Below are 20255 nucleotides of genomic sequence, written 5' to 3' on the forward strand. Positions count from 1 at the left end.
GTACGTACTTTCGCGGACCCGTCACCACTTGTTGGCTACGTCCTCCGCCCAGCCGAAGAGGTCGCGCACCTCGATGCGCCGGCCGTCGACGCGGATCCAGCCGTTGAAGTGGCCGAACACCTGGTCGCCGCGCGTGCCGATGATGCCGAGGTTCGTGCGCGAGACGTGGTCGTACTCGGGCGTCACGGTGACGTCGACGTCGGTGCCCCGGAGCGTCCACGGCTCCATCGGCCGGTCGAGGTCGTAGCCCCACGCGACGTCCTCGGAGATCTTCGTGACGTGCCCATCGACGATGAGGGCGTTCTCGGTCATGCCCGTGCCGTCGGTCCAGCGGGCGCCGAACTGCAGGCCCACCTGGTGCCCGTCGGTGCGGCCGACGGCGGCGGCCCAGTTCCAGCGCACGTCGTGGTGCCAGCGTCCGCGTCCGTGGTCGAGCACGGCCCACGCATCCGTCAGCTCGATGGTCTCGTCGCCCACCGTGAGGGTGCCGACGGCGCGGCGGCCGACGTCCTTGATCGTGTACTGGAAGCGGCGCTCCGACCACGGCACGACGACCGCGAGCGACTGGTGGTCGGCATCCGCCTCGGCGAGCACGTCGACCGAGAGGCCGTCGGCGCGCGCCCGCAGATGGGTGCCGCCCTCCTCGTCGCGGATGTCGATCTCGAGCGAGCCGGACTTCGCGCGCGCCGGCTCGTCGCCGAGCGAGCCGGGCAGGCTCGCCGTCCACGCGCCGCCGATGCGGCCGCGGTCGATCGTCTCGCCCGTGCGGCGGTCGCGCACCCAGAAGCCGTGCAGCGCCGCGTAGTCGAGCGACGACACCGTCACCGACACGATGTGCGTGGGGGAGACGATCGCCCAGTACTCCCAGCGCTTGTTACGGCCCTTGTCTCGCAGGCCGCGCCCGATGCCCGAGGTGTCGTGCAGCGGGCGGCGGCTCCAGCCCACGGCATCGGGGTTGAGGCTGCCGTCGGGGCGGCAGAGGGCGACGGGGGCGATGATCTCGCGCTCGCTCATTCGGGTGCTCCAGAGGTGACGGCCGCGAAGCGGCGGCGGATGTCGTGGTTGATGGCCCGCACGGTGTCCGCGTCCAGTTTCACCTCGGTGCGGTCGGCGGTGAGGATGCCGTTCGACTCGTCCTCGACGTCGGACAGCTGCGTGTAGACCGTGGCGGAGAGGCCGTGCTCGAGCGCGGGGATGATCTCGCGACGGTGCAGGCGCTCGTACTGCGCCGTGAGCTCGGCGGAGTCCTTCGCGCGGCGGTAGCCGAACTCGCGTTCGGGGTAGTCGTGGCCCGGCAGGCGCAGGTTGTAGCCGCCGTACTCCGACACGACGAGCGCGCGCCCGTCGCGCCCCCACCAGCGGGCGGGACGGATGGGCTGGAAGTACACGTGCAGGCTCCGCAGGTCGCCGGCTCGCTGGTCGTGCCATCCGCTCGCGTGGTCGACGATGCGGTCGGGGTCGAGCGCCCGTACGCGCTCCGCGACGGAGGCGGCGTCGAACTGCCCCCAGCCCTCGTTGAACGGCACCCAGGTGACGACCGCGGGGCTGTTGCGCAGCAGTTCGATCGTCTCGTCGAGCTCCCGCAGGAACTCGGCGCGACCCTCCGCATCCGCTCGCCCGAAGGCCGCGTACCGCCGGTCGGAGAAGCGGATGCGCGGGTGCGCGACGGGCAGCGTCACGACGCGCGCCGGGTACTCGCGACCGCCGTTGACGGCGTCCTGCCACACGAGCATGCCGAGCCGATCGCAGTGGAAGTACCAGCGCAGCGGCTCGATCTTGATGTGCTTGCGCAGCATCGTGAAGCCGAGGTGCTTCATGGCCTCGATGTCGCGCACGAGCGCCGCGTCGTCGGGTGCCGTGTAGAGCCCGCCCGGCCAGTAGCCCTGGTCGAGCACGCCGATGTGCGGGTACGGCTCGCCGTTGAGGTGCAGGCGAGGCACGCCCACGGCATCCGGCACCACCTCGGCCGAGCGCAGGCCCACGTAGCTCTCGACGCGGTCGTCGCTGAGCGAGATCTCGAGGTCGTAGAGGAACGGATGCTCGGGCGCCCAGGTGCGCGGCTCGGGGATGCGGATCAGCAGATCGTCGCCCGAGACGCCATCGGCTCGGACGACGACCTGGCCCTCGGCGAGCACGGTCGCCGTGAACGGGTGGGGGTGGTCGTCGGATGCGGTCACCCGCAGCTCGAGCGTCGCCTCGGCGAGGCCGTCGCGGATGCCGGGGGTGCGCATCCGGAGCCTCGCGACGTGCACGGTCGGCACGGTCTCGAGCCACACGGTCTGCCAGATGCCCGATTGCGCGGTGTACCAGATGCCCCCGCGGCGCAGCTTCTGCTTGCCGCGCGAGTGGAAGGAGGTGTCGCTCGCGTCGCGCACCTCGACGACGAGCTCGTGCAGCTCTGCGTCGGCGAGCGCGTCGGTGATGTCGGCCGAGAACGGCAGGTAACCCCCTACGTGGGTTGCCACCTCGACGCCGTTCACGCGCACGCGGCAGCGCTGGTCGACCGCCCCGAAGTGCAGGATGACGCGCTCGCCCGGCCGTGCGCTCGCGGCGAAGGTGCGGCGGTACCAGAGCGTCTCGTCGGGCTGCAGCTGACGGCCGACGCCCGAGAGCTCCGCCTCGGGCGAGAACGGCACGACGATCGGGCCATCCCACCCGGTCGGCTGGGGCGCGTCGGCGGCCGTGAACGCGTGCTCCCACGTGCCGTTGAGGATCGTGAACCCGGCCCGACGCAGCTGCGGGCGTGGGTACTCGGGCAGCGGCACGAGGGCGTCGGCGGGCTGCGACGTCATCGCGCGCGGCGCTCCACGCGCGAGCGCACGTACGCGACGAGCGGCACGAGCACGAGCACGGCTGCCGCGCCGAGGAAGATCTCCGGACCCGGCACGGGCTTCACGACGCCGAGATCGACGTACGTCTGCCCGGCGCCCGAGATGACCCACGCGCCGATGAACGGCCCCGCGATCATCGGCACCATGATCGCCATGACCATGCGCAGCCCCTGCACGATCCCCGCCTCGCCCTCGGGGGTCTGGTCGCGCACGGTCGCCGAGATCGACGCGATGCCGAGCATCATGCCGCCGAGGGCGACGGATGCCGCCACGATCACCGGCACCATGTCGCGTGCGAAGAACATGCCCACGAGGCCGATCGCGAACAGTCCCGTCGCGGGCAGCAGCATCCGGCGCTTGCCGACGCGGTCCATGAGGCGGCCGCCGAGGATGCTGATGACGGATGCCGTGAGCAGCGAGACGCCGAGCACGATCGCGTACGACTCGATCTGCAGCCAGCGCTGCAGGTAGATGATCACGTACGGCAGGAACACCTGGCTCGCGGTGCCGACGACGAGCCACACGGCGAACGAGAGGTAGAGGCCCGGGTTCGCGCGGATGGTGGAGGGGCGGAAGCCGCGCACGATGCGCGTGAGGGTGGAGCCGGATGCCGCATCCGCATCCGCCGCCCGCGGCACGTCGCGCACGAGGAACCACGCCACGATGCCCGTGACGCTCGTGACGGCGCCGACGATCGCGAAGAACAGCCGCCACTCGCCCGCGCGGGTGAGGCCGTCGAGGGCGCCGAACACGACGAGCATCGCGATGAGGGGCATGATCGCGACCACGCCGTCGACGCGACCGCGCGTGCGAGGCGTGGTGGCATCCGTGATCCAGGCGGCGAAGGCGGCGTCGTTCGCCGTGGAGCCGAAGATGCTCATGATGCAGTCGAGTGCGATGACCGCGATGATCGCGGCGAGCAGGAAGGGTGCCGCGACGACGCCCTCGGCGGGTGCGAGCAGGCCGAACGCGGCCGTGCAGACGCCCCACGCGAGGTAGCCGAAGGCGATGAAGGCGCGGCGGCGGCCGATGCGGTCGGACCACGCGCCCACGACGATCGTCGTGAGGGTCGCGACGATCGCGCTGAGGGCGACCATCGCGGCGATCGCGTTCGGGTCGGGCGTGATGACGTCGTAGACGAACACGTTGAGGTACATGTTCTCGACGGTCCACGCGAGCTGGCCGACCAGGCCGACGACCACGACCGTCCACCAGACGCGCGCGCCGGGGCGCTCGCGTCTGGTGACGGCTCCGGCATCACCGCCCTCGTCGGGTACACGGGCGGGGTTCGCGGATGTGGGGGCCGGGTTTGACATCGTCGTCGGAGGTCCTGGATCGGGTTGTAACGTGGTTCCACGCGGGGGTTTCCACGTGGAAAACCCTCCGCAACTGTAGCGCCTGCGAGCCTGAGAGGACACCGTGGTCACCCAGCAGGACGTCGCCGATCGCGCGGGCGTGGGCCGCCGCACGGTCTCGCACGTCGTGACGGGCTTCCCGCACGTGAGCCCCGAGGTGCGCGAGCGCGTGCTGCGTGCGATCGACGAGCTCGGCTACGTGCCGAACCGCGTCGCCCAGCAGCTGCGCACGGGACGCAGCGGCGTCATCGGGCTCACCGTGCCCGAGATCGGCGTCGGCTACTTCGGCGAGCTCGGCACGCTCATCGTCGAGGAGGCCGCCGCGCGCGGACTCGGCACGCTCGTCGCCCAGACTCGCGGCACGCGCGAGCGGGAGCTCGTCGAGATCGAGCGACTCCTCGGCCTCCAGCCGGAGGGCGTCATCCTGAGCCCCCTCGGCCTCACCGCCGATGACGTCGCAGGCGTGGCGGCGCGCACCTCCGTGACCCTCATCGGCGAGCACTTCGTGGGGCGCGAGCGCGGGGGCGTCGCGGCGCCCGTCGCCATCGACAACGCGGCCGCGGCATCCGAGGTCGTGGGCGTGCTCGCCTCAGCGGGACGGCGGCGCGTCGCCTACCTGGGTCTCGACTCGGATGCCGCCCCCCGCTTCGACGCGCTGCGGCGCCAGGGTGCGCGCGCCGGTCGCGAGGTGGCGGGGCTCGAGCAGGTGCCCGACATCCCGGTTCGCGACTACACGTGGCAGGACGGCTACGACGCCGGCCGGGAGGCCGCGCGGCGAGCCACGGCGGGTGAGCTCGACGCCGTGTTCTGCGTCACCGACGAGGTCGCGATCGGCGTCATGCGCGCGCTGCACGACGCGGGGCTCGGCATCCCCGCCGACGTCGCCGTCGCGGGCTTCGACGACATCCCCGAGGGCCGCTTCGCGAACCCGCGTCTCACGACGGTCGCGCCCGACAAGGCCGAGCTCGCGCGTCGTGCGGTCGCCGCGGTGCTCGGGGAGCCGGTGCCGACGTCCGCGGTGCCCCACCGCGTGCTGCCCCGCGAGAGCACATAGGCGGGGGCCGCTTCGCCGCTCCCTTTGCCTACCGCTGGTCGGGTGCCCGCCTTACCGCTGGTTGAGTAGCCCGCGCAGCGGGCGTATCGAAACCGGGCGAGCGTATGGCGTCGCCACGGCTTCCGGGCGGGCGCCGCGCTTCACCGCTGGTTGAGTAGCCCGCGCAGCGGGCGTATCGAAACCCGACGAGCGTATGGCGTCGGTGGTTTCGATACGCGCCCTTCGGGCGCTACTCAACCGGCGGGGGGTGGGGCGCCCTTCGGGCGCTACTGAACCAGCGGGAGGGGTCGCCCTTCGGGCGCTACTCAACCAGCGGGTGTGCCGCGTCCGTCGGGGGCCCGCCTTACCGCTGGTTGAGTAGCCCGCGCAGCGGGCGTATCGAAACCCGACGAGCGTATGGCGTCGGTGTGGTTTCGATACGCGCCCTTCGGGCGCTACTCAACCAACGGGTGGGGGCGCCCTTCGGGCGCTACTCAACCGGCGGGGGTGGGGCGCCGTTCGGGCGCTACTGAACCAGCGGGAGGGGTCGCCCTTCGGGCGCTACTCAACCAGCAGGTGTGGCGAGCAGCCCCGCGAAGTGCGCCACCACATCCGCCATCGCGTCGCGCGCGCTCGACGTGTAGGGCCGCGGGTCGACCGCATCCGGGTTCGCCGCGAGCACCTCGCGCACGGCGGCCGTACCCGCGATGTTGAGCGCCGTGCCGACGTTGACCTTGCGGATGCCGGCCGCGACCGCCGCGCGGATCGTGTCGTCGGCGACGCCCGACGATCCGTGCAGCACGAGCGAGACGGGCACGACGGCGGCGATGCGCGCCACGAGCTCCGTGTCGACCCCCGCGGTGCGCTCGCGCATCGCGTGCGAGCTGCCGACCGCGACCGCGAGCCCATCGACGCCCGTGGCGGCGACGAACTCGGCGGCCTCGTCGGGGTCGGTGCGCACGCCGGGCGCGTGGGCGCCGTCCTTGCCGCCGATCTCGCCGAGCTCCGCCTCGACCCACAGGCTCGCGTCGTGCGCGCGGCGCGCGGCATCCGCGGTCGCAGCCAGGTTGCCGGCGTAGTCGAGCTTCGACGCGTCGACCATGATCGACCCGAGGCCCCACTCGCGCGCGTTCGCGATCGCGAGGTCGACGAGCGCCGCATCCTCGATGTGGTCGAGGTGCAGCGCGAGCGGCACGGATGCCGCCTCGGCCACCGCGCGGCAGCCCGCGAGGATCGGGCGCGGGTCGCCCCCGTGGAAGCGGATGGCGTTCTCGCTCAGCTGCAGGATCGCGCCGACCCCCGCATCCGCCGCGCCGCGTGCGATCGCCTCGGCGTGCTCGAGGGTGATGACGTTGAACCCAGCGACAGCCCCGCCGGACGCGACCGCGGCATCCAGCAGCTCGCGGGTCGAGGCGAGGCTCACGGCAGCACGTGCGGCACGCAGCCGCCGAGGTTCTCGGGCAGCAGGTGGGCGTGCGCCTCGGTGAGCTCGTCGCACAGCTCCCAGATCTGCTCGGGGGTGAGCGTCGAGCTCGCATTGGGGTCGACGAGCACGGCGCGGCGCACGAGCTCGGGGTCGCCCTCGCGGGCGGCGCGGATGGCGAGCTCGGCCACCGAGAGGTAGGTGCGGTTGAGCGCGGCGCCGGCCGGCCACACCTCGCCCCACGTGACCGGGTGCACGCCCGAGGCGTCGACCGTCGCGGGCACCTCGACCGCCGCATCCTGCGGGAGGTTCGAGATGTAGCCGCGGTTCGGCACGTTGACGTGGATCTCGCGCGCGGTGCCCGTGAGCATCGAGTGGATGATCTGCGGCGCGTACTCGGCGGCGTCGCCCTCCTCGTGCAGCGGCACGTCGCCACCCGCGGCGAGGGTCGCGCGGGCCTCCTCGAACTCGCGCACGTTGTCCTCCGAGATGCCGATGTACTGCAGCGGCTCGAGGCGGAAGCGCTCGATCTGGGCGTCGTCGCGCAGGAACCAGTCGAGGTACTCCGACGAGTGCTCGCTCGTCTCGGTGGGGTAGTAGCCCATGCGGCGGAAGATCTCGACGCGCACGCGCCGGGCGAGCTCGGGGTCGGATGCGATGCGCTCGCGCAGGCGCGGGTAGAGGTCCTCGCCGTCGCGGCTCCACTCGGTGAGCCACGCCTGGTGGTTGACGCCCGCGGCACGGTAGTGGGTGCCCTCGAGCGGCACGCCCACGAGCTCGCACAGGTCGTTGACCGTCCAGTAGACGCTGTGGCAGAGGCCGACGGCCTTGATCTCGGGGGCGACGACCGACATCCACCAGATGTTCATCGCCATGGGGTTGGTGTAGTTGAGGAACCAGGCGTCGGGGCACAGCTCCGTCATGTCGCGCGCGATTCCGGTGAGCACGGGGAAGGTGCGCAGCGCCCGGAAGACGCCGCCGACGCCCGTCGTGTCGCCGATGGTCTGGCGCAGGCCCTTGCGGGCGGGCACCTCGAGGTCGACGCGCGTCGCGTCGATGCCGCCGACCTGGATCATGTTGATCACGAAGTCGGCGCCGGCGAGCGCCTCGCGGCGGTCGGCGGATGCGGTGACGCGCACCTCGCGGCCCAGTTGCGTCGCGACGTTCTCGGCCGTGAGCCGGGCGACCTCGAGACGCTCGGCGTCGATGTCGTGGAGGGCGATGTCGAGCACGGGCAGGTCGGGGAAGCGCAGCAGGTCGGTGAGCAGCTGTCGTGTGAACACGACGCTCCCGGCCCCGAGGAAGACGATCTTCGGCATGCCTCGATTGTCGGGAGGTTGCACAAGTCGCGCAATGAAATGAGCGGATTGACGCCCATTCGCTCATCTGTCATGCTCGCTTGCCATGGCCACCGCCTACAGCACCAGCACCGTCGCCGAGCTCGGCGGGTCGCCCAAGCGCTCCCGCCGCATGGCGGACATCCTCGACGCGATCGCCGAGCGCGGCGAGATCTCGCTCGCCGAGCTCTCCGAGCTGTTCGAGAGCTCCGCCGCGACGCTGCGCCGCGACCTCACCGTGCTCGCCGATCAGGGGCTCATCGTGCGCACTCACGGCGGCGCGAAGGCCGCCGGATCGCTCGCCGAGGTGCCCGTCGCGCTGCGCGACACCCGCTTCCAGGACGCCAAGCGCCGCATCGCGCGCGCCGCCGCCATCCGCATCCCACGCGAGCGCCACGCTGTCGCGCTCTCGGGCGGCACGACGACCGCGGGGGTCGCGCGCGAGCTCGTCAACCACGCCGACCTCACGATCGTCACCAACTCGCTCTCGATCGCCTCGCTCGTCGCGTCGTACCCGCGGCTCAAGGTCGTCATGACGGGCGGCATCCTGCGTCCGCAGTCGCTCGAGCTCGTCGGCGTGCTCGCCGAGGGCACGTTCAAGGCCGTCAACGTCGGCACCGCGATCCTCGGCGCCGACGGCGTCTCCGCCGCCGCGGGCGTCACGACCCACGACGAGACGGAGGCGCGCACGAACCACGCGATGGTGTCGAAGGCGCAGCGCACGATCGTGGTCGCCGACGGGTCCAAGATCGGTCGCGCGGCGCTCGCCCAGATGGCCGAGGTCTCCGACATCACGACGCTCATCACCGACGACTCCGCCGACCCCGAGGAGCTGCAGCGGCTGCGCGACGCCGGCGTGGAGGTCGTGCTCGCCTGAGGCCATGAGCGACCCGATCGAGGCGCTGCGGGATGCGGTGCTCGCCGACCCCGAGAACGCCGCGTTCCGCGCGCTCGGCTACGCCCCCGTGTTCACGGCTCACCCGGATGCACGCATCGCGGTGATCGGGCAAGCCCCGGGTCGAAAGGCGCAGGTCTCCGGGGTGCCGTTCGACGACGCGAGCGGGGCGCGCCTGCGCGACTGGCTCGGTGTCGACGAGGAGACCTTCCGCGACCCGGCGGCGTTCGCGCTCGTGCCGATGGACTTCTTCTATCCCGGTCGCGGCGCGGGAGGCGACCTGCCGCCGCGGCGCGGGTTCGCGGCGCGCTGGCATCCGCCGCTCCTCGCGCTCATGCCGCGCGTCCGCCTCACGCTCCTCGTGGGGTCGTACGCCCAGGCGCACTACCTCGGCCCGCGTCGCCGCGGCACACTCACCGAGACGGTGCGGGCGCACGCCGAGTACCTGCCGTTCGTGCCGCTCGTGCATCCATCGCCGCTCAACTTCCGCTGGCACGCGCGCAACCCGTGGTTCGAGGCGGATGTCGTGCCGACGTTGCGCGAGCTCGTCGCGCAGGCGCTCGGCACGCGGTGACGTCGCGCGTGGGGGTGGTTTCGACACGCCCGCTGCGCGGGCTACTCAACCACCGGGTTGTGCGCGTACCGCTGGTTGAGTGGCGCCGCAGGCGCCCCGCCCGCTGGTTGAGTAGCGCCGCAGGCGCGTGTCGAAACCAGCCCCGTGGTGACGTCGTGCGTGGGGGTGGTTTCGATACGCCCGCTGCGCGGGCTACTCAACCAGCGGTGAGGGGCGGGCGACTCAACCACCGGTGAGGGGCGGGCGACTCAACCAGCGGTGTCGGCGAGCCCCAGCACGCTCTGCGCGTTCGCGCGGTAGACGCGCTCGAGCAGCTCGGGCGGCAGGCCGAGCGCCGACACGGTCCAGCGCCCCTGGGGCGGCACGGGCTCGCCCGGCGCGTACTCGAACGCCTCGTCCTCGGTCTCGAGGAAGCGGAAGTGCAGGCGGAACTGCTCGGGCGTCGCGGGGTAGATGTCGGTGCCGAAGAGCACGCGATCCGGATGCCGTTCGAGCAGCGCGCGGAACCGTCGCGGCTGGCGACCGAGCTCCGCCATCCGTCCGCCGATGTCGATCGTGTAGTTGGGGCAGTCGTCGAGGAGGCGCTCGACGAGGTCGAGGTCTTCCGCGGCGCAGCCGGCGTGCGCGCCGATGAAGCGCGTGCCGGGGCACGACTCGACGAGCGTGCGGTGCGCGGCGAGCAGCCGGTCGAAGGTGGGGTGCACGGCGCGGTCGCCGAACCACCACTCCTTCATCTGCATGAGCTCGTCGATGCGCTCGTTGTGTGCGTCGAGCGGCTCGAAGAACGCCTTCGGGTCGGCCGTGTGGATGAGCACCGGCAGCCCGAGCTCGCCCGCGTGCCGCACGACGTCGATGACGCGCGGGTCGTCGGGCAGGATGAGCGCGCCATCCGCGTCGCGGATCGTGAGCCCGAGGTTCTTCCAGATCTTGACGCCGCGTGCTCCGCGCGCCGCGCTGTCGTCGAGCGACGCGCGCAGCCGGTCGACGCCGCCCTCGGATGCGAGCTCGGCCCAGTCGAGCTGGCAGAAGGTGAGGAAGCGGCCGGGGTAGGCGCGGTCGTAGCGCTCGACGTTGGCGGTGACCTCGTCGCCCCACATGCCGTCGAGGTTGACGATCGTCTCGACGCCGCACGCGTCCATCACGGCGACGAGCGCATCCGGGTCGTCGATCATCCAGCCGCCGTCGCCCGTCAACCAGCGGCCCAGGTGGTTGTGGACGTCGATCGCCGGGAAGGCGGCCCGCTCGACCTCGGTGGCGGGCAGTCGCAGCTGGGCGACCGGATGCCACTCGGGCACCGGCAGGGTGCGCAGCTCCTCCCACGAGAGGGAGGTGTCGGAGTTCTCGGTCACGGGCGGCTCCTGTGCTGTTGCGGGCCCCGGCGCATCCCCGGGTTCGGCCAGGCTATGGGCCCCCGCGAAAGGCTGGAACCAAATGATCAATCAGCATGATCATTTCGCGCAGATTCCTGAGTGATTCTTGCCGGAAACGCGCGAGGGGGCCAGCATCTGACCAACTTCACGCGATGGGGCGGAGTTCACCACGCGTGCAGGCACCCCTCCCGACGCCCGGCGTACGGCCACGTGCCCGGACGGTACCGAAAGGACACCGATGCAACGCACCAGCACCCGCGGCCGTATGGCCCTCGCCGCCACAGCGGCGGCGAGCACGGTCGCACTCCTCGCCGCCTGCTCCGGTCCGGCGGGCGACGCCGGCTCGGACGCCGACTACGCGCCGCCCGCATCCGATCTGCAGGCCGAGCTCACCTACGCGTTCTGGGACGCGAGCCAGCAGGCCGCGATCGAGGCGAACCTCGAGGAGTTCAACGCGCAGTACCCGAACATCAAGGTCAACCTCGACGTCACCCCGTGGGGCGACTACTGGACGAAGATCCAGACCCAGGCCTCGAGCGACACGCTGCCCGACCTGTTCTGGCTCAACGGCCCGAACTTCCAGCTCTACGCCTCGAACGGCAAGGTCGCGCCCATCACGACGCTCGTCGACGGCGGGTACATCGACACCGCCGACTACCCGAGCGCCCTCGTCGACCTCTACAACCTCGACGGCGTGCAGTACGGGGTCCCGAAGGACTTCGACACGATCGGCCTCTGGTACAACACGGCGCTCTTCGCCGCGGCGGGCGTCGACGAGCCCACCGCCGACTGGACGTGGGACGACGTGAGCGCGGCCGGCGAGCAGATCTCGACGGCGCTCGCCGACCAGGGCGTGTACGGCGTCGCGGGCGGCATGGACGGCCAGACCACGTACTACAACACGATCTTCCAGGCGGGCGGCGAGGTCATCACCGCCGACGGCACCTCGGGCTACGCCGACGAGGCCACCCAGAAGGGCCTCCAGTTCTGGGCCGACCTCATCGCGAGCGGCGCCTCGCCCTCGATGCAGCAGCTCACCGACACCCCCGCCGACCAGTGGTTCACCTCGGGCAAGCTCGCCATGTACTACGGCGGCAGCTGGTTCCGCGGCGCCATCGGGGGATCGGATGTCGAGGCCGACGTGCAGGTCGCCCCGCTCCCCAGGGGCGAGAAGCAGGCCACCGTCATCCACGGCGTCGCGAACGTCGTCTCGGCCAACAGCAAGAACAAGCAGGCGGCGCGCGCGCTCCAGGTGTTCCTCGCGAGCAAGGAGGCGCAGCAGCAGCAGGGCGAGGTCGGGTCGATCATCCCCGCGTTCACCGGCACGCAGTCGTCGTTCGTCGGCTCGCTCCCGGGTGTGAACCTGCAGGTCTTCCTCGACGCCGTGGACTACGCCGTGCCGCTGCCCGTGTCGAAGAACTCGGCCGCGTGGAACGCGTTCGAGGCCGAGCTGCTCCCCGAGGCGTTCTCGGGCGACCGCTCGGTGGCGGATGTCACGGTCGATCTCGCGCAGCAGATGGACGACGCCCTGGCCAAGGAGCGATGAGCTCCGCCCCCGCACGCCTCCGCCCCGCGCGCGCCACCCGGCGCGGCGGGGCGGAGGCCCAGGCCCGCCGGCGGGACGGAGCCTGGCCGTGGCTGTTCGTGCTCCCGCTGCTCATCGGCATCGCCACCTTCTATCTGTGGCCGATCCTGCAGACCTTCTACTTCTCGTTCACCGAGTGGGGCGTGTTCGGCGGCACGACGTGGACGGGCATCGACAACTACGCGCGGCTCGTCGTCGACCCGAAGCTCTACCAGTCGATCGGCAACACGCTGCTCTACACGGCGATCGTGCTGCTCGGCATCCCGATCGCGGTCGTGCTCGCGACCCTGCTCAACACGCCGGGGCTGCGCTTCGCCGCCGTCTACCGCGTGCTGTTTTTCCTGCCCTACATCGCGATGCCGACGGCCGTCGCGATGGTGTGGCGCATCATCTTCAACGGCGACTTCGGCGTGCTCAACTGGGTGCTCTCGCTCGTCGGGATCGACGGGCCGTACTGGACGAGCACTCCCGGCGTGGCGCTCGTCGCCGTTGCGATCGTCGGGCTGTGGTCGTCGCTCGGGTTCGCGATCATCGTGCTGGGTGCGGGCCTCAAGGCGATCCCGCCGGAGTACTACGAGGCCGCCGAGCTCGACGGCGCATCCGCGTGGCGTCGGTTCACGTCGATCACGGTGCCGCTGCTCACGCCGAGCATTTTCTTCGTGACGGTCGTCACGACCATCTCGAGCTTCCAGCTGTTCGACCTGCTCTACGCGATCCTCGGCAGCTCGAACCCGATCGTGCCGAAGAGCATGTCGCTCGTCTACTTCTTCTACCGCGAGGGCTTCACCCTCGGCGACAAGGGCTACGCCGCGGCGATCGCGATGGTCATCCTCGCGATCATCGGCATGGCGACGCTCGTGCAGTTCCGCCTCCAGAGGAAGTGGGTCGTCAATGACTGACGTCGCCATCCGTCGCCGCCGTGGCGGCCGCCGCGGCTCGCATGTGCTCGCCCACGTCGTGCTCGGAGTGGGCGGGGTGCTCATGGCGTTCCCGTTCGTGTGGCAAATCCTCATGTCGCTCTCGACGAACGCCGAGGTGCAGTCGGTCACGCCGCACTTCTGGCCGAGCGAGCTCCACTGGGAGAACTACGCCGTCGTGTTCGAGCGCCTGCCGTTCGTCTCGCAGCTGCGCACCTCGGTGCTCATCACGGTCATCCGCACGCTTGCCCAGATCCTGCTGTGCACGCTCGCCGGCTACGCGTTCGCCCGGATGCGCTTCTTCGGTCGGGGATACATCCTCGGCATCGTGCTGTCGATCCTCATGGTGCCGTCGCAGGTGTACCTCATCTCGCAATACCAGATCGTGCAGGGACTCGGATGGCTCAACACCCTCATCGGCATCGTCGCGCCCGGCCTGTTCAGCGCGTTCGGCACCTTCCTCATGTACACGGCGTTCCAGAACCTGCCCGACGAGCTCGAGGAGGCCGCGCGGCTCGACGGGGCGTCACCGTTGCGCGTCTTCTGGAACGTCATGCTGCCGCTCGTGCGGCCGAGCATCAACGTGCTCGCGATCCTCACGGCGCTGTGGTCGTGGAACGAGCTGCTGTGGCCGCTCGTCGTGACGACCTACCAGGAGAACATGCCGCTCTCGGCGGGTCTCGCGACCCTCGTGGGCGACAAGAACAACACGAGCTACCCGGTGATCATGGGCGCGAGCGTCATGGCGCTCGCGCCCATCCTCATCCTGTTCATCGCGCTGCAGCGCAAGGTCATCGACGGCCTCGCGTTCTCCGGGATGAAGTAGCGGGCCGTTCACTGCGATCACTTGAAGTGATCGAATCACGCAATCAGATTGTCAATCGCTCACTAGCGCCCCACCATGGACTCACCCGCACGAGAGGACACCGCAATGCACCGTCGCATCACCTGGCTCGCCCTCGCCGCAGCCACCGCAACAGCCGCCGCCACGCTCACCGGATGCTCGGCAGGAGGCGCCACCGAGCTCGACCCCGAGGCCGACGTCACCATCACGTGGTGGACCGGTCAGGCCGACGAGGCCGAGAGCATCCTCGAGGGCCTCGCGGACGAGTTCGAGGAGCTCCACCCGAACGTCACCGTTGACATCTCCTCGGGCGCCTCGTCGACCGAGGAGCTGCTGCAGAAGCTCTCCGCGGGCTTCGCGAGCGACACCTACCCGAACATCTCGTACTCCTTCGGCTCCTGGGCGAGCGAGCTCGAGTCGTCGGGCCGCACGCTCGACCTGCGCGACCAGGTCGAGGACCCCTCGTTCGCCTGGGACGAGTTCTCGGAGGCCGCGCGCGCGACCGTGCAGCCGACGGGCGAGAAGATCATCGGCTTCCCGGCTCTTGTCGACAACCTCTCCCTCATCTACAACAAGACGGTCTTCGACGCCGCGGGCGTCGAGTACCCGACCGAGGAGTGGAGCTGGGACGACTTCCGCGACGCCGCGAAGAAGCTCACCGACCCGGCGACCGAGACTTACGGCTACGCCTACTCGGTGTCGGGCTCCGAGGAGACGACGTGGCAGTTCTGGCCGCACCTGTGGCAGAACGGCGGCGAGATCCTGAACGACGACGGCACCGCCGCCTTCGCGAGCGACGCGGGCGTCGACGCCCTCGAGTTCCTCCGCCAGATGGCCGTCGACGACAAGAGCATCTACCTCGACCAGACCGACACCAAGTTCGCGCAGCTCTTCGCGGCCGACCGCATCGGCATGATGACCTCCGGCCCGTGGCAGCTCTACGACCTCAACACGGCCGGCACGCAGTACGGCGTCACCGTGCTTCCGGGAACCGACGGCGACCACCAGACCGTCTCGGGCCCCGACATCTGGGCGCTGTTCGACACGCAGGACGTCAACGAGAACTACTGGTCGGTCGAGCTGCTCAAGTGGCTCACCGCTCCGGAGCAGGACGTGCGCTGGAACGTCGAGTTCGGCAACCTGCCGCTCCGCGCGAGCGAGATCGACAGCCCCGAGTTCCAGGCCCAGGTCGTCGCCCTCCCGGGCATCGACATCATGGCCGCCAACAACGAGAACGCGGTGAAGTCGCGTCCCACGGTGGCGGGCTACGTCGGGCTCTCCGAGGCCATCGGATCGGCCATCTCGAAGGTGCTCCAGGGTCAGGGCGACCCGAAGGAGGCCCTCGAGGACGCCGCGAAGAAGGCCGACGAGGCTCTCGCCGACAACTGATCCACCCCGGCGGGGCGGTCAGTCGACCGCCCCGCCCCCACCCCGCTGCAGGAGCGCATCCCCTCATGAACATCACCTCCCTCGAGATCGAGAGCCAGCCGGACATCTGGCGTCGCTCGCTCGACCTCCTCGACGACGCCACGCGGATGCTGACCCGGTCGGGCGAGCGCATGCTCGTCATCGGCTGCGGCACCTCCGCCTTCGTGGCAGAGTCGTTCGCTCTGCTGCGGGAGGCCGCGGGCTTCGGCGAGACGGACGCGGCCTACGCATCCGAGCCCCGCCCGTGGCGCCCCTACGACGCCGTGCTCGGGATCTCGCGCTCGGGCACCACGACCGAGGTGATCGACGCCCTGCGCGAGGTGCCCGAGGGTGTGCGCAAGATCGTCGTGACGGGCGTCGCGGACTCGCCGGTGGCCGAGCTCGCCGACGAGGTGCTGCTGCTCGATTTCGCCGACGAGCGCTCGGTCGTGCAGACGCGCTTCCCGACGACGTTCCTCTTCCTCGCGCGCGCGGCGTTCGGCGACGACGTCTCCGCCCTGCCCGATGAGGCCTCCGAGGCGCTCGCCACGGGCGCACCGCAGACCCCCGAGGGCTTCGATCACATCGTCTACCTCGGTCGCGGCTGGACCTACGGCCTCGCCCAGGAGGCGGCGCTCAAGGTGCGGGAGGCCGCGCAGGCGTGGGCCGAGTCGTACCCGCTGCTCGACTACCGCCACGGCCCGCTCGCGGTCGCGCACCCCGGCTCGCTCGTGTGGCTGCTCGGCGTGCGCGACGACGACCTCGCGCGCGACATCGAGGCGACCGGCGCGCAGGTGGTGCAGTCGGACGCCGACCCGCTCGTGCAGCTCGCGCTCGCGCAGCAGCTCGCGGTCGACACGGCGGTCTCGCGCGGACTCGACCCCGACAAGCCGCGTCACCTGACGCGGTCGATCGTGCTCTCCTGACGCCGACAAGATAGGTCGAGGAGGCGACGATGGCGACGATCACCGAGACACGCGAGGCTCCGCGAGCGGATGCGGGCGGCAGCCCCCGCGGGTCGGCACCCGACACGCGCGCGGGCGCCCGCAAGCGCCGCGGGCTCGCCGACTTCACCGGCTGGGCGTTCGTCGCCCCGGCGATGGTCATCATCCTCGGTCTCTCGATCTTCCCCGCGGTGTGGGCGTTCGTGCTCTCGCTGCAGAAGTGGAACGGCTTCGCGCCGCCGAAGTGGGTCGGCGGGAACAACTACGGCAAGCTCCTGAGCGACGAGGAGTTCTGGGCCGCCGTGTCGCACACGGGCCTCTTCGTGCTGCTCTTCGTGCCCGCCTCGGTGCTGCTGGGGCTGTTCCTCGCCGTCGCACTCAACCGCGACATCCCGCTCATCGGCCTCTACCGCACGGCGATCTTCGTGCCGTTCGTCGCCTCGGCGGCGGCGACCGGCATCCTGTCGACCTACCTCTTCAGCCCGCAGTTCGGCCTCGCCAACAACGTGCTGCGCTCGCTCGGGTTGCCCGCGCAGGGCTGGCTCGAGGACCCGAACCAGGCGATGATCGTCATCGCGATCATGTCGCTGTGGGGTCAGGCGGCGTTCACGACCGTCATCTACCTCGCCGCCCTGCAGGATGTGCCGGGCGACCTGCTCGAGGCGGCGCGCATCGACGGCGCGAACCGCTGGCAGACCTTCTGGCGCATCGTGTGGCCGCAGCTCAGCCCCGTGACGGTGTTCGTCACGATCTGGCAGGTCATCGGCGCCCTGCAGCTGTTCGATCTCGTCTACACGACGACGAGAGGCGGTCCCCTCGATTCGACGAAGACGATCGTCTACTACCTGTGGGAGAAGGCCTTCAAGGCGCTCGACTTCGGCGGGGGTTCGGCGGCGGCCTACGTGCTGTTCTTCGTGACCCTGCTCATCACGATCGGCATGGTGCTCTACGCGCGCAGCCGGAAGCTGGAGGCGTTCTGATGGCGATCACGACGGCCACGCGCGCCCTCCACACGGCCGAGGGGCGGGGGCGCAAGCCCAAGGGCCGGTTCAGTCCGTGGCACTTCGTGCTCGCGCCCATCGCGCTCATCTTCGTGATCCCGTTCGCGCAGATGCTGCTCGCCTCGCTCTCGCCGGCCGAGGAGCTCGTGAAGTTCCCGCCCCCGTTCTTCCCGTCGCGGCTCACCCTCGACGGCTTCTTCTCGCTCTTCACGACGACGGATGTGGTGCGCTGGCTCGCGAACTCGACGATCGTCTCGGTCGTGTCGATCGCGTCGCACATCGTGCTGTGCTCGCTCGCCGGGTACGGGTTCGCGCGCCTGCAGTTCCGGGGCCGGAACGTCGGCTTCTTCATGATCGTCGCGACGATCATGATCCCGACTCAGCTGCTCATGATCCCGACCTACATCATGTTCTCGAAGCTCGGCCTCGTGAACACCGTCGCGGCCGCGTTCGTGCCGTGGCTCGCATCCGCGTTCGGCATCTTCCTCATGCGGCAGTTCTTCCTGTCGATCCCCGCGGAGGTCGAGGAGGCCGCGGCGCTCGACGGCGCGAACCGCCTGCAGATCTTCCTGCGGGTCGTGCTTCCGCTCGCCCGGCCGGCGATGGCGACGCTCGCGATCTTCACGCTGCTGAGCTCGTGGAACGACCTCATCTGGCCCCTCATCGCGATCAACAACGAGGACTGGTTCACGGTGCAGCTCGGCATCGCGAACTTCCAGGGCACGCGGCGCACGCAGTGGTCGCTGCTCATGGCGGGCAACGTCGTGGCGACGCTGCCGCTCGTGCTGTTCTTCCTCTTCGCGCAGAAGCAGTTCGTGCAGACGATGACGATGTCGGGGCTCAAGGGATGACGGCGCGCGTGCTCGTGGCGGGCGACGCCAACCTCGACCTCGTGCTGCGCGGCGACGTCGTGCCGCGGTTCGGCCAGGCGGAGCAGCTGCTCGAGGGGGCGGATCTCGTGCTCGGCTCAAGCGCCGGCATCTGCGCCGCGGGGCTCGCGCGCCTCGGCGTCGCGACATCGCTCGTGGCACGCGTCGGCGACGACGTGTTCGGCGCGCGCACGCGGGAGCTGCTCGAGCAGGCGGGGGTCGACACGGCATCCGTCTCCGTGATGAGCGACGAGCCGACGGGCGTCTCGGTCATCCTGTCGGCGACCGACGACCGCGCGATCCTCACACTCACGGGCGCGCTCGCGCGGGTCACGGCGCATGACGTGCTCGCGGCCGCGGACGACGCCACCCACCTGCACGTCGCATCCTTCTTCCTCGTGCCCGCGCTCGCCGCCGAGCTGCCGCGCGTGCTCGCCGAGCTGCGCTCGCGCGGCGCGACGACGAGCCTCGACACGAACTGGGACCCGGCAGAGGCGTGGGCCGGGGTCGCGGAGTGCCTGCCGCACCTCGACCTGCTGCTGCCGAACGCGCAGGAGGCGATCGCCCTCGCGCGTGCGCTCGGCGACGAGCCCGCGGATGCCGTGGAGGCCGCACGGTCGCTCGCGGCCCGCGGGCCCGTCGTCGTCGTGAAGGACGGGGCGGCGGGCGGCTTCGCCGCGACACCCCACGGCGAGGTCGTGCGCGCACCCGGACTCGTGCTCGACGTCGTCGACACGACGGGCGCGGGCGACAGCTTCGACGCCGGCTTCCTCGCGGCGTGGCTGGACGGCCGACCCCTCGCCGAGGCCGTGCGCTGGGCCGCCGTCGCGGGGTCGCTCTCGACGCGCGGGGCCGGCGGCACCGGCGGCCAGGCGACACGCGCGGAGGTCGAAGCGGAGCTGAGCGCGTGATCACGTGCCTCGGGCTCTCGCCCGCACTCGACGTCACCTACGGTGTGCCGGAGCTCGAGGTGGGCGATATCCACCGGCCCGATTGGAAGCTCGCGCTCCCGGGAGGCAAGTCGCTCAACGTCGCTCGCGCGGTTCACACGCTCGGCGGCTTCGTGCGTGCGATCGCGCCCCTCGGCGGCGCCGTCGGCGAGGGCATCCGCGCCACGCTCGACGCCGACGGCGTGCTTGTCGAGCCCGTGCCGTCGAGCGAGCCGACGCGCATGTGCGTGAGCGTCGTCGACGCCTCGAACGGGCGCATCACCGAGTTCTACGAGCGGGCGCCGGAGCTCGACGACGCGGCCTGGGAGGCGGTCGCCGCGGCCCTCGCGCGCGTGCACAGGGGCTGGCTCGCCGTGTCGGGCTCGGTGCCCGAAGCCCGCACCGTGGTGCTCGCGGAGGCGCTCGCGTCAGCGGTCGATCGAGGGGTGCGGCTCGCCGTCGACCTCCGCGGTTCCGCACTCGCCGCCGTGCTCGAGCGCACGCGTCCCGAGCTCGTCAAGGTCAACCGCGCGGAGGCCGAGGAGGCGGTCGGCGCGGGGGACCTGGAGGAGCTCGCGGCCCGCCTGCGCGCGCGGGGCGCGAGCGTCGCGATCGTCACCGACGGCGCATCCGGGAGCCTCGGGGTGGACGCCGAGGGCGCCTGGCGCGTGACCTCGCCGCCCGTCGGCCGCTACACGGTCGGCGCGGGCGACTCGTTCCTCGCGGGGCTGCTGCTCGCCCTCGACGACGGCATCGCGCTGCCCGAGGCCCTGCGCTCGGCGTCGGCGGTCGCCGCCGCGAACACCCTGCGCCCCGGTGCCGCGGTCTTCGACCCGGCGGACGTCGCCCCGCTCGCGGCCCGTATCGAGGTGCGCTATCTCGCGGGCGCGGAGGCCGGCGCGGCCCCGGAGACCGCGGATGCCTGACGCCCGTGGCCCTCG

18 protein-coding genes are annotated in these 20255 nt (G+C 71.1%); 12 read left to right on the forward strand and 6 right to left on the reverse strand.

From position 1 onward, the window contains the following. Positions 1 to 21: 21 nt before the first annotated feature. The 3 genes from H4J02_RS01145 to H4J02_RS01155 are packed head-to-tail and all read right to left on the reverse strand — an operon-like array spanning position 22 to position 4033. Positions 22 to 1014 carry a DUF2804 domain-containing protein gene (locus H4J02_RS01145; protein WP_187675314.1) on the reverse strand — a complete coding sequence of 331 codons (993 nt, stop codon included), beginning with the start codon at positions 1012 to 1014 and terminating at the stop codon, positions 22 to 24. Further along, positions 1011 to 2792 (reverse strand): glycoside hydrolase family 2 protein, encoded by a 1782-nt coding sequence (locus tag H4J02_RS01150; protein ID WP_187675315.1) that lies wholly within the window; start codon positions 2790 to 2792, stop codon positions 1011 to 1013. The genes H4J02_RS01145 and H4J02_RS01150 overlap by 4 nt, the downstream gene beginning before the upstream one ends. Next, positions 2789 to 4033 carry an MFS transporter gene (locus tag H4J02_RS01155; protein WP_262406165.1) on the reverse strand — a complete coding sequence of 415 codons (1245 nt, stop codon included), beginning with the start codon at positions 4031 to 4033 and terminating at the stop codon, positions 2789 to 2791. The genes H4J02_RS01150 and H4J02_RS01155 overlap by 4 nt, the downstream gene beginning before the upstream one ends. 217 nt (positions 4034 to 4250) lie before the next feature. Here H4J02_RS01155 and H4J02_RS01160 point away from each other — a divergent pair, with 217 nt between their 5' ends. Beyond that, positions 4251 to 5240: a LacI family DNA-binding transcriptional regulator gene (locus H4J02_RS01160; RefSeq protein WP_187675317.1), complete on the forward strand. Its 990-nt coding sequence runs from the start codon at positions 4251 to 4253 to the stop codon at positions 5238 to 5240. Between the two features lie 544 nt (positions 5241 to 5784). On the opposite strand, the gene H4J02_RS01165 is transcribed toward H4J02_RS01160, so the two are convergent. After that, positions 5785 to 6642 (reverse strand): class II fructose-bisphosphate aldolase, encoded by an 858-nt coding sequence (locus H4J02_RS01165; RefSeq protein ID WP_187675318.1) that lies wholly within the window; start codon positions 6640 to 6642, stop codon positions 5785 to 5787. Further along, entirely contained in the window at positions 6639 to 7961 is a 1323-nt protein-coding gene (locus tag H4J02_RS01170) for an alpha-glucosidase/alpha-galactosidase (protein WP_187675319.1), read from the reverse strand. Before H4J02_RS01170 ends, H4J02_RS01165 begins: the two co-directional genes overlap by 4 nt. A gap of 85 nt (positions 7962 to 8046) precedes the next feature. On the opposite strand from H4J02_RS01170, the gene H4J02_RS01175 reads away from it, so the two are divergent. Both H4J02_RS01175 and H4J02_RS01180 read left to right on the forward strand, forming a co-directional pair. Then, complete coding sequence (locus H4J02_RS01175; RefSeq protein ID WP_222942198.1) at positions 8047 to 8856, forward strand: DeoR/GlpR family DNA-binding transcription regulator; 810 nt, start codon at positions 8047 to 8049, stop codon at positions 8854 to 8856. A 4-nt stretch (positions 8857 to 8860) separates the two neighbouring features. Continuing rightward, on the forward strand, positions 8861 to 9448 hold the full coding sequence (locus H4J02_RS01180; protein ID WP_187675320.1) for a uracil-DNA glycosylase family protein: 588 nt from the start codon (positions 8861 to 8863) through the stop codon (positions 9446 to 9448). Positions 9449 to 9696: 248 nt separating this feature from the next. On the opposite strand, the gene H4J02_RS01185 is transcribed toward H4J02_RS01180, so the two are convergent. Then, complete coding sequence (locus H4J02_RS01185; RefSeq protein WP_187675321.1) at positions 9697 to 10797, reverse strand: amidohydrolase family protein; 1101 nt, start codon at positions 10795 to 10797, stop codon at positions 9697 to 9699. A 259-nt stretch (positions 10798 to 11056) separates the two neighbouring features. Between H4J02_RS01185 and H4J02_RS01190 the strand changes: the two genes are divergently transcribed. The 9 genes from H4J02_RS01190 (at position 11057) to H4J02_RS01230 (ending at position 20240) form a co-directional block, all read left to right on the forward strand. Beyond that, entirely contained in the window at positions 11057 to 12364 is a 1308-nt protein-coding gene (locus tag H4J02_RS01190; protein WP_187675322.1) for a sugar ABC transporter substrate-binding protein, read from the forward strand. Next, on the forward strand, positions 12361 to 13302 hold the full coding sequence (locus H4J02_RS01195) for a carbohydrate ABC transporter permease (RefSeq protein ID WP_187675323.1): 942 nt from the start codon (positions 12361 to 12363) through the stop codon (positions 13300 to 13302). The genes H4J02_RS01190 and H4J02_RS01195 overlap by 4 nt, the downstream gene beginning before the upstream one ends. Then, the gene (locus H4J02_RS01200; RefSeq protein ID WP_187675324.1) at positions 13295 to 14146 is read left to right on the forward strand and encodes a carbohydrate ABC transporter permease; all 852 of its coding nucleotides are present in this window, start codon (positions 13295 to 13297) and stop codon (positions 14144 to 14146) included. Before H4J02_RS01195 ends, H4J02_RS01200 begins: the two co-directional genes overlap by 8 nt. A 105-nt stretch (positions 14147 to 14251) precedes the next feature. Next, positions 14252 to 15553, forward strand: coding sequence for an ABC transporter substrate-binding protein (locus H4J02_RS01205; RefSeq protein ID WP_187675325.1), 1302 nt, complete (start codon positions 14252 to 14254; stop codon positions 15551 to 15553). Between the two features lie 65 nt (positions 15554 to 15618). Further along, on the forward strand, positions 15619 to 16497 hold the full coding sequence (locus H4J02_RS01210) for an SIS domain-containing protein (protein WP_187675326.1): 879 nt from the start codon (positions 15619 to 15621) through the stop codon (positions 16495 to 16497). 29 nt (positions 16498 to 16526) lie between these two features. Next, the gene (locus tag H4J02_RS01215; protein ID WP_187675327.1) at positions 16527 to 17495 is read left to right on the forward strand and encodes a carbohydrate ABC transporter permease; all 969 of its coding nucleotides are present in this window, start codon (positions 16527 to 16529) and stop codon (positions 17493 to 17495) included. Continuing rightward, positions 17495 to 18367 carry a carbohydrate ABC transporter permease gene (locus H4J02_RS01220; RefSeq protein WP_187675328.1) on the forward strand — a complete coding sequence of 291 codons (873 nt, stop codon included), beginning with the start codon at positions 17495 to 17497 and terminating at the stop codon, positions 18365 to 18367. The genes H4J02_RS01215 and H4J02_RS01220 overlap by 1 nt, the downstream gene beginning before the upstream one ends. Continuing rightward, entirely contained in the window at positions 18364 to 19296 is a 933-nt protein-coding gene (locus H4J02_RS01225) for a carbohydrate kinase family protein (RefSeq protein WP_187675329.1), read from the forward strand. The genes H4J02_RS01220 and H4J02_RS01225 overlap by 4 nt, the downstream gene beginning before the upstream one ends. After that, on the forward strand, positions 19293 to 20240 hold the full coding sequence (locus H4J02_RS01230) for a 1-phosphofructokinase family hexose kinase (RefSeq protein WP_187675330.1): 948 nt from the start codon (positions 19293 to 19295) through the stop codon (positions 20238 to 20240). The genes H4J02_RS01225 and H4J02_RS01230 overlap by 4 nt, the downstream gene beginning before the upstream one ends. The last annotated feature ends 15 nt before the right edge of the window (positions 20241 to 20255 follow it).

Origin of the sequence: Protaetiibacter sp. SSC-01 (genome assembly GCF_014483895.1) — a bacterium.
GTDB lineage: Bacteria > Actinomycetota > Actinomycetes > Actinomycetales > Microbacteriaceae > Homoserinibacter.